The following is a 15,700-nucleotide window of genomic DNA, read 5'->3' as shown; positions in this document are numbered from 1 at the left end:
ACTGCTGACCGGACGACGAGGACACGCGACCAGCGTCCGGGGGGACGTCTGCCCGACCGGCTAGATTGGCCTCATGGCTACGCGTGCGTCCTCCACCACCCGTTCCCGCACCGCGGGCCGTGGCGCGCAGGCCTCCCGCACGACGAAGAAGGCGCCCCCGGCACCGCGGTCGCCATGGATCGTCCGCCTGCTGCGCGGACTGTGGATGGGAGGGGCGCACCTCGTGGGAGGCACGGCCCGGCGGATCGGGCACGACGCTCGGGAGCTCGACCCGGCGCACCGTCGGGACGGCGTGGCCTTCTTGCTCCTCGGGCTCGCGTTCGTCGTCGCGGCACGCGAGTGGTGGGGCGTCGAGGGCTCGGCGGGCGAGGCGATCCACGTGGTCGCGGCAGGCACCTTCGGCGTGATGGCGCTCGCGCTCCCGCTCGTCCTCCTCTGGCTCGCCGTGCGCCTCATGCGCCACCCGGAGCGGACCCAGGCGAACTCCCGGGTCACGATCGGGCTCGGGGCGATCACGGTCGCTGTCTGCGGCATCGCCCATATCGCCGATGGACGGCCGAGTCCCTCGGAGGGCTACGAGGGACTGCGTGATGCCGGAGGGATCGTCGGGTACCTCGTCGGCAACCCGTTGGCCCTCGGCCTGAGCGTGTGGGTGGCGGTGCCGCTCCTCGTCCTGCTCGGGTTCTTCGGGGTTCTCGTGGTCACGCGGACCCCGGTCAATGCGATCCCGGAGCGGCTCGGCGCCGTGTACTCGCGGCTGACCGGCCACGAACCGACCGTCCGCGACGCCCAGGAGCCGACCGACGAGGACCTCGACCTCGCCGAGGGGGTGCTGCGCCACGACGGCACGGACGCCCCGCCGAGCAAGCGTCGCGTGAAGAACGGCCGCAAGACGCGCGCCGAGCGTGCCGAGGAAGCCGCTCGGCTCGAGGGGTACGCGGGGGACGAGGCGTTCGAGCGTGCTGCGGAGCTCGAGCGCGAGCTCCACGAGGCCGGGCGAGATCGAGTGCCGGGACCGGTGGACGACCCGGTACCCCCGGACGCGCCCACCGAGGTGCTCCCCGAGGCGGCCGCGACAGATGCCGTCCTTCTTCCGGACGTCCCGGACGCCCCGCCGCCGCCCGCACCGCCCAAGACCCGTACGCTCGACGCCCCACCGACGTCCCCCATCCCGCGCGGTGAGCAGCCGATGCTCGACGGTGACACCGTCTACCTCCTCCCGGACGAGGACGTGCTCGTCAAGGGAGCCCCCCACAAGGTGCGGTCCGCCGCCAACGACCGGGTGGTCGAGGCGCTCACGGGCGTCTTCGACCAGTTCGGCATCGCCGCCAAGGTCACGGGCTTCACCCGGGGACCGACCGTCACCCGGTACGAGGTCGAGGTGGGCCCCGGCCTCAAGGTCGAGCGCGTCACAGCGCTGAGCAAGAACATCTCCTACGCGGTCGCGAGCGCGGACGTGCGTATCCTGTCGCCCATCCCCGGGAAGTCCGCCATCGGGATCGAGATCCCCAACACGGACCGCGAGACCGTCGTCCTCGGTGACGTCCTGCGCTCGGCCGTCGCGCGGCGCAGCGAGCACCCCATGGTCATGGGGGTCGGTAAGGACGTCGAGGGCGGGTACGTCGTCGCGAACCTCGCGAAGATGCCGCACATCCTCGTCGCGGGCGCGACCGGCGCGGGGAAGTCGAGCTTCGTGAACTCGATGATCACCTCGATCCTCATGCGTGCCACCCCCGACGAGGTGCGCATGGTGCTCGTCGACCCCAAGCGGGTCGAGCTCACCATCTACGAGGGCATCCCGCACCTCATCACCCCGATCATCACCAACCCCAAGAAGGCCGCGGAGGCCCTCGAGTGGGTGGTCCGCGAGATGGACGCGCGGTACGACGACCTCGCGATGTTCGGCTTCAAGCACATCGACGACTTCAATGCTGCGGTCCGTTCCGGCAAGGTCAAGCCGCTCCCCGGCTCCGAGCGCAAGATCGCGCCCTACCCGTACCTGCTCGTGGTCGTCGACGAGCTCGCGGACCTCATGATGGTGGCCCCGCGAGACGTCGAGGCCTCGATCCAACGCATCACGCAGCTCGCGCGTGCCGCGGGCATCCACCTGGTGCTCGCCACCCAGCGCCCCAGCGTGGACGTCGTCACCGGACTCATCAAGGCCAACGTCCCGTCCCGCCTGGCGTTCGCGACCTCGTCGCTCGCCGACTCCCGCGTGGTCCTCGACCAGCCGGGTGCGGAGAAGCTCGTCGGGCAGGGTGACGCCCTGTTCCTGCCGATGGGGGCGTCCAAGCCGATCCGTGTCCAGGGAGCGTGGGTCAACGAGAGCGAGGTCCACGCCGTCGTCGAGCACGTCAAGGCTCAGCTCAAGCCCGTGTACCGGCCCGACGTGGTCCCGACCGCCGCGAAGAAGCAGGTCGACGAGGACATCGGCGACGACCTCGACCTCCTGCTCCAGGCGGCCGAGCTCGTCGTGACCACGCAGTTCGGCTCGACGTCCATGCTCCAGCGCAAGCTCCGTGTGGGGTTCGCCAAGGCCGGCCGCCTCATGGACCTCCTGGAGTCGAGGGAGATCGTCGGGCCCTCCGAGGGGTCCAAGGCGCGTGACGTCATGGTGCAGCCGGACGACCTTCCGGCGACGCTGGCCATGCTGCGCGGCGAGAGCGCGCCGGGGCACGGCGGCGGCACGGACGACGGAGGTCCCACGGCTTCGGGCCCGCAGGAACCGTACGAGGACCTCACGGCGAACATGCCGCCCGAGGCCGTCGACTATCACGACTCGGCGGACACCGTCGACGACGGCTTCTCGGGCCCGGTCCGCTAGGACGTCCTCGCCGACGGGCCCCAGCGCATACCCTTGAGGTGTGACTTCTTCGCAGGGTTCTGTCTGGAACGCCCCGAACATCATCACGATGGCCCGGATCGCGATCGTGCCCGTGTTCGCCTGGGCGCTCCTCGCCGAGGACGGTGAGAGCGTCACCTGGCGGCTCGCGGCGCTCGCCGTGTTCGGCGTCGCGGCGGCGTCCGACCGGTTGGACGGGTACCTCGCCCGCAAGAACGACCTCGTCACCGACCTGGGGAAGATCCTCGACCCGATCGCCGACAAGGTCCTCATCGGGACGGCGCTCGTGCTCCTGTCGGTGCTGGGTGACCTCTGGTGGTGGGTGACCGTCACGATCCTCTTCCGAGAGCTGGCGATCACGGCCATGCGCTTCCTCGTCCTGCGCTACGCGGTGATGCCCGCCTCCCGGGGCGGCAAGCTCAAGACGGTCCTGCAGTCCGTCGGGATCGCCGTCATGCTCCTTCCGCTCGACCACCTGCCGGACGTCGTCACCTGGCTCGCTGCCGCGATCATGGGTGCCGCCCTCGTGGTCACCGTCGTGACCGGTGTGGACTACGCCGCGCAGGGCTGGCGGGTCCGGGTGGCGGGACGTGCGTCGACGGTGCCTACCGAGCGGTGACCGCCGCACGGGTGATCGAGACGTTCCGCGCCCGAGGTGCGACGCTCGCCGTCGCCGAGTCCCTCACCGGTGGGTTGCTCGCAGCACGCCTGGTGGACGTCAGCGGTGCGTCGGCGGTCCTCCGCGGCGGTGTCGTCGCCTACGCGACGGACCTCAAGGTCGGGCTGCTCGGTGTGGACGCTGACCTCCTCGACCGCCGCGGACCCGTCGACCCCGAGGTCGCGACGTCCATGGCGGCGGGGGTGCGGGTGCGTCTCGCCGCGGACGTCGGCGCTGCCACCACCGGCGTCGCAGGCCCGGGAGCGCAGGGCGGGTGCCCGGCCGGCACCTTCTTCGTCGCCGTGTCGCTGGCCGGGGGCGACGAGGTCGAGGAGCATCACGTCGACGGTGATCGTCCGGAGGTCCGGGCGGCGGCGGTCGAGGCGGCGCTCGCCCTTCTCCTGCGGGTGACGGGCTGAGGTGCCGGGAACAAGCCCACCCGGGCGTGCGTTGCACACTTCGTGACAGCACATCGCGCGTCCGAACGGTTCGACAAGGTGAAGAACCGGTCCAGATCGGCGCAAGCGATGGTTCCGGAGGGCAAGTGGTAGGTCAAGCAGGGTACGGTAGGACGCACCCCGTCCAGTCGGGTCGCGGGTCGGACCAGCGGTCGGTGAGACCACCGGACCGACGCGCAGGTGAACGACGGACGAGCACGACACAGACGGATCACGGGACACAGGACACGAGAGGGGGTCGCCACATGGTTGTACTTCGCCGAGAGATCGGAGACGTCCTTCGGGACGCTCGACAGCGGCAGGGGCGCACGCTCCGCGAGGTGTCGTCCGCGGCGCGGGTCTCGCTCGGGTACCTGAGCGAGGTCGAGCGCGGACAGAAGGAGGCGTCGTCGGAGCTCTTGGGCTCCATCTGCGAGGCGCTGGACCTGCCGTTGTCGCTCATCCTCCGAGAGGTGAGCGACCGGGTGGCCGTCGCCGAGGGGCTCCTCATCCCGGACACCGTGCCGGTGGACCTCGCGGCGCTCGGACGGGCGCGGCCGGAGCGTGGCATGCGCCGCGCGGAGAAGGACCTCCAGCCGGTCGGCTGACCGCAGCCAGAGCTTCGTCGCGAACCCCGCACCGTGTCACGGTGCGGGGTTCGTCGCGTCCTGACGTTCCGCACCGGAGGACGGCACCTGGCAGCGGGGGCAGTAGAACATCGGCCGGTCGCGCGGTGGTATGCCCGACGTGCCCCGTTCCAGTGGCGTCCCGCATCGGACGCACGGCCTGCCCCGTCGTGCGTGGACGTGCACCCGGCGTCCGTCCACGGGCCGGACGACCCCGCGGACCAGGTTGCGCCGGATCGCGGTGAGGAGGGACGCCAGGTCGCAGCTGTCGACCGGGTCCCACGGCCACACCTGGAGCTCGAACAACCCCTCCGCCGCGAAGAGCGTCCCGATTCCGGCGACCACCTGCTGGTCGAGCAGGACGTCGCCGATCGGCCGACCGGGGTCGGACGACGCACGTCGGACGGCCTCGGCGAGCCCCGCACCGGCATCCTCGGCGCCGGGGTCGGGAAGGAACGAGTCGGCGAGGATGTCCGGGCCGAGGTGGCCCAGGAGCGTGTGGAGATCGCGTGTCCGGACGAGGTCGAGCATCCCGAGCTGGTCCCCGACGCAGGTCCACGTCGTGTTGGCGAGGACCGCGCGGACGCGCGATCCTGCTGCCCGCGCCCCGGCGGTGCCGGTCCGGGCCACCCGCCAGCTGCCGTCCATGCGCAGGTGGGTGCGGAGGGTCCGGCCGTCCGCCAGCTCGGTGAGGATGTGCTTCCCGTACGCCCACGTCCGCAGGACCTGGGTCCCGGTGAGGTCGTCCACGGGGACCCGCGGCCATCGGAGCTCGGCCCGCTCGAGGGCCCTCCCGGACAGCGCGGCGTCGAGGCGTCGTGCGGTGAGCAGGACGGTGTCGCCCTCAGGCATGTCGGCTCCCGGTGGTGGCCCGGGGCGGGTGCGGTCCGTCCGGGCGGGCACCGGCCGTCTGGCCGGGTCGCACCCCGGAGGGCGTCACGGAGAAGCCCGCTGCGCGCAGCGCGGCGAGCGGCGCCGGGGTGGCGTCGCCCGCTGCTCCGTCGAGGGCAGGGCGCCCGTCGATCTTCTGCACCGTGGTCCTGCCGACGCGCCCGTCACGGACGGCGTCACCGAGGGTCGTCGCGGCTCTCACGAGGGCTTCCGGGTCGTCCGTGAAGGTCAACAGGCTGCGCCCGCCACGTTCCAGGTAGAGGGTGAGAGCGCCGTCGACGAGCACGACGTGCGCGCCGGCCTTCCGGCCCGGGCGATGGGTTGCTCGGGGCGTCGCGTCGGGCTCGCTCGCTGCGGCCTCGCGCGGCGTGTCGCCCACCGTCCTGACCGTGGGGGTCGTCCCGGGCCAGCCGACGGACGCGCCGTACGGGTTCGCCGGGTCCGTCGCGGCGAGGCACAGGCTCGTCGGGCTCGCTCCGCGCCGGCGTTCGGAGTCGACGGTCCGCAGCTCGTCGACCGCGCCGGGCAGCGCGAACTGGGCCCCGCCGAGGTGCTCGACGAAGTAGCCTCGCCGGACGTGCCCGGCTGTCTCGAGAGCGGCGAGCACCCGGTAGACGTCGCCGAACCCGCCCGCGAGGTTCTCCGCGGGGCCCAGCGCCCGGGTGACGACGCCGTGCCTGTCGAGGAGACCCGCGGCGAGCGCGTGCGCGCGACGCGTCGGATCGAGGTCTCGGCCGGGCAGCGCGGACCACCGTCCTCCACCGTGGTCGACCGATGCTCCGGGAACGCCGCCCAGCCCGAGGCCTGGGCGCGGGGGGCGCATGGAACGGACGGAGCGTGCGCGTCCGCCGGTGCGCCCGCGGGGGGTGGAGCGTCCCCCGAGGAGGACCCTGAGCGGCCCGAGACCGTCGTTGGTGACGAGGCCCGCCCAGACGAGGCCCCAGAGTCCCTCGAGCGCGACGGCGGGCGTCACGCCCGCTGCAGCGGCGATCTGGTGGAGGAAGTAGCCCCCGGAGCCCTCGAGCGTCTCGAGGAGCGTCGCCTGCAGGGCGTCGTCGGGCACGGCGCCCGACGGGGGCAGCGTCATGGCTGCGCTCTCGGAGAGGTGGAGGCTCACGACCCCGTCCTTGGCGCCGCGCGAGCCCGGCAGCACGTGGTGCCCGCACCACAGCACCTCGCCCGACGTCGTGAGCTCGTCGAGCATGGCGGGCGAGTAGTCGACCACGCGTGCGGGGAGGATGCTCGACTCGAGGGCGGACAGGGGCACCTGAGCCCCTGCGAGCTGTTCGACCGCCCGGTAGAGGCCGCCGGTGCCACGGAGCGTGCCCACGCCCTGCCAGCGGGGGAGGAAGGCTCCGAGCGCGACCTGCTCCACGGGCTCGACCTCGGCACGCAGCGCGGCGAGCGACCTGCGGCGGAGGGTCCGCAGGACGTCGATGTCGCAGAAGTCGACGCCGGTCCCCCCGAGGCTCTCGGGGCGGAGGCGCCCGGTGACGAGGGTGCCCGCGGCCGTGAGCCGGCGCAGGACCTCCGACACCACCGCGGTGCCGAGTCCGTAGCGCTCCGCGACCGCGTTCGCGGTGAACGGTCCGTGGGTCCTCGCGTACCGTCGCACGAGGTCGCCGAGCGGGTCGGGAACGGGCTCGGTGTAGGTCTCGGGGACGCCTGTCGGGAGCGCGACCCCCAGCGCGTCGCGCAGCCGTCCCGCGTCCTCGATCGCTGCCCACCTGTGGCCGTCGGGGACACCGGCGAGCCGTACCTGGACGACACGGCGCTCCCGCTCCAGGTCGGTGAGCCATGCGAGCACGTCCGCTCCCGGGCGGGAGCGCTCGCGGATCTCGTCGGACGTCAGGGGGCCGGTGCGTCGGAGCGCCTCCCACACGTCCTCCCCGTGCCGGGCCGCGCGTTCCTCCGTCAGCCCGGCGAGCTCGCGCTCGGTGCGCAGGACCGCGTCGGGGTCGAGGAGGTCCGCGATCTGCGACGCCCCCTCCTGGCCGAGCAGCTCGGCGAGGAGCTCCGGGTCGAGAGTGAGCGCGGCAGCGCGCCGCTCGGCGAGCGGCGCGTCGCCGTCGTAGATGAACTGGGCCGTGTAGCCGAGGAGGAGGGACTGCGCGAAGGGCGACGGCGTCCCCGTGACGACCTCGACGATCCTTGTGCGCCCGGCGTCGAGGTCCTCCATGAGGGTGGTCAGCGAGTCGACGTCGAAGTCGTCCTGCAGGCACTCCCGGACGGCCTCGAGGACGATGGGGAAGTCCGGGTACCCGGAGGCGACCGACAGCAGCTGCGCGGACCTCTGGCGCTGCTGCCACAGCGGCTGGCGGCGATCGGGCCTGCGGCGTGGCAGGAGGAGGGCGCGGGAGGCGGCCTCCCGGAACCGGGCCCCGAAGAGCGCCGACCCCCCGAGCTCGTCCTGGACGGCAGCACGCACCGACTGCGGGTCGACGAGGAGGTCGCCGAGGTCCAGCCCGTCGGCGCCGTCCGTCGTCGTGCCCGGCGCGTCGCCGAGGTCGGGGAGACGCAGCACGATGCCGTCGTCGGAGTGCATGGTCGCTGCGTCGATGCCGAACCGCTCCCGGACGCGGGCGGCGAGGACGAGCGCCCACGGGGCGTGGACCTTCGCGCCGTAGGGGGAGTGGATCACCACCCGCCAGTCCCCGAGCTCGTCCCTGAAGCGTTCGACGACGAGGGTGCGGTCGTCGGGGACGACGCCCGTCGAGTCGAGCTGCTCGGCGAGGTACGCGCGGAGGTTGTCGGCGGCCCACGGGTCGAGACCGTCCCAGAGTGCGGCCCCCTTCCCCGTCGGCGCGGGCCCGGGGGTGGTCGACGACGGCCGCGCGCGCCGCCGGGTCTCCTCGACGTCCTGGGCCGCGGCGCGCAGCCACGCGCCGACCGCACGGCCGAGCTCTGCTGGGCGACCTGGGGAATCCCCCTTCCAGAAGGGCAGACGCCCTGGGACGCCAGGGGCGGGGGACACGAGAACCCGGTCGTGGGTGATGTCCTCGATGCGCCAGGTGCTCGACCCGAGCGTGAACGTGTCACCGATCCGTGACTCGTAGACCATCTCCTCGTCGAGCTCACCCACGCGGCGCCCGCCACGCTGCGCGGGCGCGTCCGTCTCCGCGGCGGAGGAGAGGAACACCCCGTAGAGGCCGCGGTCGGGGATGGTCCCACCGCTCGTGACCGCCAGGCGCAGCGCGCCCGGGCGCGCCGAGAGGCGATCGGTGACACGGTCCCACACGATGCGGGCCCGCAGCTCTCCGAAGTCCTCGCTGGGGTAGCGGCCGGCGAGCATGTCGAGGACGGCGCGCAGCGTCCCGTCGCCCAGCGTCGTGAAGGGCTGGGAGCGACGGAGCACGGTGGCGAGCTCCGTGAGGTCCCAGTCGTCCACGGCCACCATCGCGACGATCTGCTGGGCGAGGACGTCGAGGGGGTTGCGCAGCGGGCGCAGCGCCTCGATCTCGCCGGTACGCATGCGGGCGGCGATCACCGTCGAGGGGGCGAGGTCACCCCGGTGCAGAGGGAAGACGACGCCGTGCGAGACCGCGCCCACCTGGTGGCCGGCGCGACCGATGCGCTGCAGCCCGCTCGCCACCGACGGTGGGGCGCCGATCTGGACGACGAGGTCGATGGCACCCATGTCGATCCCGAGCTCGAGCGACGACGTGGACACGACCGCCGGCAGACGTCCTTCCTTGAGCTCGGTCTCGGTGCGGGTGCGCTCGGCCCTGCTCATCGACCCGTGGTGGGCGCGGGCGAGGACCGCCGGGACCCCGGCGCTCGCGCCCGACTGGGCCTGGATCTCCGCGGCACGACGATCCCCGGGGTCGCTCACCTCGTCCCCCTGCCGCTCCGCCCAGACCTCGTTGACCCGTGACGTGAGGCGTTCCGCACCACGGCGGGAGTTCGTGAAGACGAGCGTGGACCGGTGGCTCGAGACGAGGTCGACCACGCGCTCCTCGACGTGCGGCCAGACCGACGGCCGCGCCTGGCGCCCCCCGCCCTGACCGGTGAGGTCGACGTCCGTGGCGTCCGCCGCCGACGAGCTCTCGCCGTGGGCGTTCCGCAGGTCACCGAGGTCGGGTACGGGCACGACGACGTCCACGTCGATCCGCTTGGCGGAGGGTGGCTGGACCACCGTCACCTCACGGCCGCCGTCCTGGGGCGCTCGGGCGCCCGCGAGGAACTCCGCGACCGCGTCGACCGGGGTCACGGTCGCCGAGAGCCCGATCCGCTGGACGGGGCGCTCCACGAGCGCATCGAGGCGCTCGAGCGAGACGGCCAGGTGCGCGCCCCGCTTGGTGCCCGCGACCGCGTGGATCTCGTCGACGATGACGGTCTCCACGCCGGTGAGGCCGGCGCGGGCGGCGGACGTCAGGACGAGGAACAGCGACTCCGGGGTGGTGATGAGGATGTCGGGCGGGGCGGTGGCGAACCGGCGCCGCTCGGACGTCGGGGTGTCGCCGGTCCGCGTGCCGACCGTGACGTCGCGGAGCGGGAGGCCGAGGCGGCCGGCCGCCTGGCGGATCCCGACGAGGGGGGACCGGAGGTTGCGCTCGACGTCCGCCGCGAGGGCCTTGAGCGGTGAGACGTAGACCACGCGGCAGCGACGGCCGTCGGTGGTGCCGGGCGTGTCCGGGAGGAGCAGACGGTCGAGGGCCCAGAGGAAGGCCGCGAGGGTCTTCCCGGAGCCGGTCGGCGCGACGACGAGCGCGTGCCGCCCGGCGCCCACGGCCTCCCACGCGCCCGACTGCGCCGGCGTGGGTGCGTCGAAGGCTCCGGTGAACCACGCGCGGGTGGCGTCACCGAGCCGGTCGAGGGGGGCGGCGGCGTCGCCGGGGTCGCTGGGCTGGGGCACGCTGCCATTCTCACCGGAGCGGCCGACATCCGCGTGGCGTGGCACCCTGGACGGGTGCGATACAGGGAGTTCTGGCAGCTCGTCGACGAGGTCTTCGGCCGTGCCTACGGGAGGACCCTCGCGTCGGACCAGGTCCTCGACGCGCTCGGGAGCCGCACGGCCGCGCAGGCCGTCGAGGACGGGGTCGAGCCGCGGGTCGTGTGGCACGCGCTGTGCGACGCGATGGACGTGCCGGAGCCTGAGCGCTGGGGCACGGACGCGCACCGGCAGGCGCCGCCCGCACGCTGACGGCGGCACGGAGCATCGCGTGCGCCACGCCGTGGCGGTGCCGGTCGATCGAACAGATGTTCGGGTACTGTCGTCCACAGGGCGCGCTTCCCGCAGCCGTTCCACAGGAGTGCGAGGCGGCGCGTGGGATGTCGGTGGGTCGACGTAGCGTCGGCGTACCGACCAGAGACATGCAGCAGGACCGCAGGACCGAGCGGACGTCCGCTCCCGACACCAGAGGTGACAGACATGGCCGCACCGGCAGACCGCGAGAAGGCCCTCGAGGCGGCGCTCGCACAGATCGACCGCAACTTCGGCAAGGGCTCGGTCATGCGCCTGGGCGAGGAGACGAGGGCTCCCGTCGAGGTCATCCCCACCGGCTCGATCGCGCTGGACGTCGCGCTCGGCATCGGGGGGTTCCCCCGGGGGAGGGTCGTCGAGATCTACGGCCCGGAGTCGAGCGGTAAGACGACCGTCGCCCTGCACGCGGTGGCGAACGCCCAGCGGGCCGGGGGGATCGCGGCGTTCATCGACGCCGAGCACGCCCTCGACCCCGAGTACGCCAAGAAGCTCGGCGTCGACACCGACGCGCTCCTCGTGTCCCAGCCGGACACCGGTGAGCAGGCCCTCGAGATCATGGACATGCTCATCCGGTCCGGGGCCATCGACGTGGTCGTCATCGACTCCGTGGCGGCGCTCGTGCCCAAGGCCGAGATCGAGGGGGAGATGGGGGACAGCCACGTCGGTCTCCAGGCGCGGCTCATGTCGCAGGCCCTGCGGAAGATCACGGGAGCGCTGAGCTCGTCCGGCACCACGGCCATCTTCATCAACCAGCTCCGCGAGAAGATCGGCGTCTTCTTCGGGTCGCCCGAGACGACGACTGGTGGCAAGGCGCTGAAGTTCTACGCGTCCGTCCGGCTCGACATCCGGCGCATCGAGACCCTCAAGGAGGGCACCGAGCCCGTCGGGAACCGCACCCGCGTGAAGGTCGTGAAGAACAAGGTGGCACCGCCCTTCAAGCAGGCGGAGTTCGACATCCTCTACGGCGTCGGCATCTCCCGGGAGGGTGGGCTCATCGACATGGGCGTCGAGCACGGTTTCGTCCGGAAGTCGGGCTCGTGGTTCACCTACGACGGCGACCAGCTGGGGCAGGGCAAGGAGAACGCCCGCAGCTTCCTGCGCGACAACCCCGACCTCGCGAACGAGCTCGAGAAGCGCATCAAGGAGAAGCTCGGTGTCGGTGCCCGTCTCGACGCCCCGGCCGAGGACGCGGCCGCGACCGCTGCGGTCGCACCCGTCGCGGCAGCTGCTCCCGCAGGCAAGGCGGGTGCTGCCGCCAAGGGCAAGAAGGTCGACTTCTGACCGTGGCACCGCACGAGCCGCGCCCGACCGCACGTCCTGGGGAAGAGGACGGGCGGTCGGGCGCTCCGTCGCCCCGCGAGCCGACCGAGCTCGAGCAGGAGGAGGCCGCACGGGCAGTCGCGCTCCGTGCGCTCGCCGCCGCACCGCGATCACGCGCACAGCTCGAGGAGACGCTCCTGCGGCGGGGGACGGACGCGGACCTCGCGGCACGGCTCCTCGACAGGTTCGAGGAGGTCGGGCTCGTCGACGACGCGGAGCTCGCCGCCATGATCGTGCGGACGCGATTCGCCGAGAAGAAGCAGGCGCGGCGGGCCATCGCCCACGAGCTCGCCCGCAAGGGCATCGCGCCCCACCTCGCCCAGGACGCCCTCGAGCAGCTCGACGGCGACGACGAGGAGGAGGCTGCGGTCGAGCTCGCAGCATCCCGGCTCCGGCGGACGTCCGGCCTGCCCGAGGAGGTCCGCGTCCGGAGGGCCCTCGGTGCGCTCGGTCGCAAGGGGTACTCCGGCGACGTCGCGATGCGGGCCGTCCGGGCGGCGCTCGACGCAGAGTCATCAGCGGTCGGAGTGTTGCCAGAGCCCTGAGCGCGGCACAGGGGATGATGGGCGAGGTACCCCGGGCCGTGGGTTCCGTCAGCCCCGACCTGAGCAGGTGACGAGTGACAGCAGGCGAGTTCCTCATCCTGCTCGGGCTGCTCGGAGCGTCTCTCGTCGCTCTGCTCCTCGTCCAGGTGGCTCGACGCGAGGCCGACGCCGTCCGCGCGCAGGCAGCCCAGGACGTCGCCGAGCAGCGAGCCGACCTCCGGCGGCGCACCGACGAGCTGAGGGACGCGGAACGCGCGGTCGCGGACGAGCGGCGGCGCGCCGAGGCCCTCATGGTCAGGGCCGAGTCGGCTGCTGCCGAGCTCGCCACGACCACCGAGGCCCAGCGCGCGGAGACGTCCGCACTCCGTGACGAGGCCCTCGCCGAGCTCGAGCGTGTCGCAGGACTCACCACGGACGAGGCCGCCACCCGGCTGACCGAACGGTTGCGCACGGAGGCGGAGAAGGCGGCCGCGTCGTCCGTGCGTCGCGCGGAGGCGGCGGCCCGGGCCAAGGCCGACGCGCGTGCCCGTGACATCGTCACCACCGCCGTCCAGAGGCTCGCCGTCCCCACGAGCTCCGCGGTCGCCGTCGACGTGCTGCCGCTGCCGTCCGAGGACATGCGGGGCCGGATCATCGGCAAGGAAGGTCGGAACATCCGTACCTTCGAGGCCGTCACCGGGGTGAACGTCCTCCTCGAGGACGACTCCACCAGCGTGCAGCTGTCGAGCTTCGACCCGGAACGCAGGGAGGTCGCCGCCGTCACCCTCAAGGCCCTCATGGACGACGGGCGCATCCACCCCCAGCGCATCGAGAGCGCCTATGCCGAGGCCGTCGCGGGTGCGCAGGAGCGAGCGGTCGACGCCGGGCGGTCGGCGGCCCACGAGGCCGGGGTCGGCGACCTCGCCGACGACCTCGTCGCCGCGATGGGAGCGCTGCGGTTGCGTGCGTCCTTCTCGCAGGACGTCCTCCGGCACAGCATCGAGGCTGCCCTCGTCGCAGCCGCCATGGCTGCCGAGGTCGGCGCCGACGTCGAGACGGCGCGGCGCGCCGCGTTCCTCCACGACATCGGCAAGGGGCTCAGCGGGTCACGAGCCGGGACGCACGCCGCGATCGGTGCAGCGCTGGTCCGCCGGGCAGGGGAGCCTCCGGTCGTCGTCAACGCCGTCGCGGCCCACCACGGGGAGGTGCCCGCGGAGTCCGTGGAGGCGGTCCTCGTCCAGGCGGCCGACGCCTGCTCCGCCGCGCGACCGGGAGCGCGGAGGGACGACGCAGACCGCTTCGCGGAACGCATGCTCCAGCTCGAGCAGCTCGTCGCGAGCCACCCCGGCGTCCGTAGAGCGCTCGCGATGTCCGCCGGTCACGAGGTCCGGGTCGTCGTCGAGCCCGGCGAGGTCTCGGACGCAGAGCTCCCCGGGCTCGCCACCGCGATCGCCGCGCACGTCGAGACCGACCTCAGCTACCCGGGGGAGATCTCGATCACCGTCGTGCGTGAGCTCCGCGCCACGGCCACGGCCGGTTGACCTGCGCGGTCCGCGCAGCAGCGTCCGGGGAGACGCACACCGGGAGCTCGATGACCGCCCGGGCGGCACGGCTCACGGGCGCGGGGCGGTCGCCTTCGGGTCGGCAGCGAGCTCGTCGGCGTGCACGGTCTTCTGCCCGCGCGTCGACAGGCGACGTTCCACGAGGACGGCCACGCGTGACAGGGTGATGTTCACGACGAGGTAGACGAGGACGACGGCGAGGAACAGGGGCAGGCGCGAGTCGCTGCCGAAGAAGCTGTAGTTGGTCTTCATGACGTTGAGCAGCTCGTTGTAGCCGACGATGAACCCCAGCGAGCTGTCCTTGAGCAGCACCACGAACTGGCTGATGAGGCTCGGGAGCATGAGCCGGACCACCTGCGGGAGCTGGACGAGCCGCAGGGTCTGCCACCGGGTCAGACCGATGGCGATCCCCGCCTCAGCCTGGCCCTTCGGGAGGGCGGCGAGGCCCGCACGGAGGATCTCGGCGACGATCGCCGCGTTGTAGAGGGCCAGACCGAAGACGACGGCCTGGAACGCCGAGAGCCCGAACCCGAGCAGCGCGAAGAACATCATGAGGAGGACCGGGATGCCGCGGAGCAGCTCGATCACCGCTGTGGTGGTCACCCGCACGACCGTGACCTTCGAGGTGCGCAGGACGGCGAGGACGAACGCGAGGACGAGAGCGAGCGGGGCGGCGACGACCGCTGCGCGCAGAGTCGCACCCAGCCCTGTGACGAGGAGCGACGTCCACACGTCCTCGGCGCTCTGACCCTTGGGCGGGTCGGTGAGCACCGCCCACCGGTCGTCGAACACTCCGCGCCCGGCGAGGCTGCTCACCAACCATGCGCCGAGCGCGAGGATCACGACACCGAAGATCACTGAACCGATGCGTTCCAGCCGTCGCGTGCGCGGCCCCGGTGCGTCGTAGAGGACGTTGCCGCTCATCGGCTGAACACCACCTTTCGCTCGATGCGGCCTGCGAGGAGACCGGCAGGGATCGTGATGAGCAGGTAGCACACTGCGACACCTGCGAGGAGGGCCAGCACGTCGGCCGGGTTGTCGCGTGCCAGGCCTCGGCTCGTCGACGTGAGCTCGACGACCGTGAACCCTGCTGCGACCGACGTGTTCTTGGTCAGCGCGATGAGGACGTTGATGAGGGGCGGAACGACCGTGCGCAATGCCTGGGGGAGGACCACGAGCCGGAGCGTGGCGACCGTCCCGAGCCCGATGGCGCGCGCCGCCTCGGCCTGGCCGACGCCGACGGAGTTGATCCCTGAGCGGACCGCCTCGCAGACGAACGCGGAGGTGTACGCGGTGAGGGCGATGATCGCCGGTGTGGTCCCGAGCGGCAGGATCAGACCGAGGGTGGGGAGGACGAAGACGACGAAGACGAAGACGAGCGTCAGGGGCGTGTTGCGGGCGACCTCGACGTACGCCGCGGCGAAGACGCGCAGCGACTTCAGGGGGGCGACGCGCAGCGCGGCGAGCACCGTGCCGAGGACGAGCGACAGGGCGCCCGAGACGACCGCGAGGAACAGGGTGAGCTGGAAGCCCTCCCAGAGCCTCGGCAGCTCTTCGATCAGTGCGGACACGTCACCCTCCTCGGGTCGTGGTCAGGCGCCACGGGCGTGCCCGCTCCGAGGAGCAGGCACGCCCGT

The 15,700-nt window shown here is 72.7% G+C and carries 12 protein-coding genes; 8 read left to right on the top strand and 4 right to left on the bottom strand.

Annotation, left to right across the window (positions count from 1 at the left end):
• Positions 1–73: 73 nt before the first annotated feature.
• The 4 genes from JAV76_RS10875 to JAV76_RS10860 all read left to right on the top strand — a co-directional run bounded on the left by JAV76_RS10875 (position 74) and on the right by JAV76_RS10860 (position 4,545).
• Positions 74–2,824 carry an FtsK/SpoIIIE family DNA translocase gene (locus JAV76_RS10875; protein WP_198734076.1) on the top strand — a complete coding sequence of 917 codons (2,751 nt, stop codon included), beginning with the start codon at positions 74–76 and terminating at the stop codon, positions 2,822–2,824.
• 40 nt (positions 2,825–2,864) lie between these two features.
• Positions 2,865–3,461, top strand: coding sequence for a CDP-diacylglycerol--glycerol-3-phosphate 3-phosphatidyltransferase (gene pgsA / locus JAV76_RS10870; protein ID WP_198734075.1), 597 nt, complete (start codon positions 2,865–2,867; stop codon positions 3,459–3,461).
• Positions 3,458–3,919: a CinA family protein gene (locus JAV76_RS10865; RefSeq protein WP_198734074.1), complete on the top strand. Its 462-nt coding sequence runs from the start codon at positions 3,458–3,460 to the stop codon at positions 3,917–3,919. The genes pgsA and JAV76_RS10865 overlap by 4 nt, the downstream gene beginning before the upstream one ends.
• 284 nt (positions 3,920–4,203) lie before the next feature.
• Entirely contained in the window at positions 4,204–4,545 is a 342-nt protein-coding gene (locus JAV76_RS10860; RefSeq protein ID WP_198734073.1) for a helix-turn-helix domain-containing protein, read from the top strand.
• Between the two features lie 36 nt (positions 4,546–4,581).
• On the opposite strand, the gene JAV76_RS10855 is transcribed toward JAV76_RS10860, so the two are convergent.
• Both JAV76_RS10855 and JAV76_RS10850 read right to left on the bottom strand, forming a co-directional pair.
• Positions 4,582–5,415, bottom strand: coding sequence for a DNA-formamidopyrimidine glycosylase family protein (locus tag JAV76_RS10855; protein WP_198734072.1), 834 nt, complete (start codon positions 5,413–5,415; stop codon positions 4,582–4,584).
• Positions 5,408–10,309, bottom strand: coding sequence for an ATP-dependent helicase (locus tag JAV76_RS10850; protein ID WP_198734071.1), 4,902 nt, complete (start codon positions 10,307–10,309; stop codon positions 5,408–5,410). The genes JAV76_RS10855 and JAV76_RS10850 overlap by 8 nt, the downstream gene beginning before the upstream one ends.
• A 54-nt stretch (positions 10,310–10,363) precedes the next feature.
• Between JAV76_RS10850 and JAV76_RS10845 the strand changes: the two genes are divergently transcribed.
• The 4 genes from JAV76_RS10845 (at position 10,364) to rny (ending at position 14,042) form a co-directional block, all read left to right on the top strand.
• Positions 10,364–10,597: a DUF3046 domain-containing protein gene (locus JAV76_RS10845; protein ID WP_198734070.1), complete on the top strand. Its 234-nt coding sequence runs from the start codon at positions 10,364–10,366 to the stop codon at positions 10,595–10,597.
• Positions 10,598–10,825: 228 nt separating this feature from the next.
• The gene (gene recA / locus JAV76_RS10840) at positions 10,826–11,938 is read left to right on the top strand and encodes a recombinase RecA (RefSeq protein WP_198734069.1); all 1,113 of its coding nucleotides are present in this window, start codon (positions 10,826–10,828) and stop codon (positions 11,936–11,938) included.
• Between the two features lie 2 nt (positions 11,939–11,940).
• Entirely contained in the window at positions 11,941–12,522 is a 582-nt protein-coding gene (locus tag JAV76_RS10835; protein WP_198734068.1) for a regulatory protein RecX, read from the top strand.
• 74 nt (positions 12,523–12,596) lie between these two features.
• Positions 12,597–14,042: a ribonuclease Y gene (rny, locus tag JAV76_RS10830; protein WP_198734067.1), complete on the top strand. Its 1,446-nt coding sequence runs from the start codon at positions 12,597–12,599 to the stop codon at positions 14,040–14,042.
• Between the two features lie 72 nt (positions 14,043–14,114).
• On the opposite strand, the gene JAV76_RS10825 is transcribed toward rny, so the two are convergent.
• Positions 14,115–14,987: an amino acid ABC transporter permease gene (locus JAV76_RS10825; protein ID WP_198734066.1), complete on the bottom strand. Its 873-nt coding sequence runs from the start codon at positions 14,985–14,987 to the stop codon at positions 14,115–14,117.
• Complete coding sequence (locus JAV76_RS10820; RefSeq protein WP_198734065.1) at positions 14,984–15,634, bottom strand: amino acid ABC transporter permease; 651 nt, start codon at positions 15,632–15,634, stop codon at positions 14,984–14,986. Before JAV76_RS10820 ends, JAV76_RS10825 begins: the two co-directional genes overlap by 4 nt.
• Positions 15,635–15,700 lie beyond the last annotated feature (66 nt).

The organism is Sanguibacter suaedae (genome assembly GCF_016342785.1).
GTDB classification, from domain to species: domain Bacteria; phylum Actinomycetota; class Actinomycetes; order Actinomycetales; family Cellulomonadaceae; genus Sanguibacter; species Sanguibacter suaedae.
The sequence above is the reverse complement of the archived record's forward strand: the minus strand, read 5'-3'. Positions and strand labels throughout refer to the sequence as shown.

Excerpts from the sequence above, each read along its gene's own strand:
- JAV76_RS10875 (WP_198734076.1), top strand. The coding sequence starts at position 74 with ATGGCTACGCGTGCGTCCTCCACCACCCGTTCCCGCACCGCGGGCCGT.
- JAV76_RS10860 (WP_198734073.1), top strand. The coding sequence starts at position 4,204 with ATGGTTGTACTTCGCCGAGAGATCGGAGACGTCCTTCGGGACGCTCGA.
- JAV76_RS10855 (WP_198734072.1), bottom strand. The coding sequence starts at position 5,415 with ATGCCTGAGGGCGACACCGTCCTGCTCACCGCACGACGCCTCGACGCC.
- recA (WP_198734069.1), top strand. The coding sequence starts at position 10,826 with ATGGCCGCACCGGCAGACCGCGAGAAGGCCCTCGAGGCGGCGCTCGCA.
- JAV76_RS10825 (WP_198734066.1), bottom strand. The coding sequence starts at position 14,987 with ATGAGCGGCAACGTCCTCTACGACGCACCGGGGCCGCGCACGCGACGG.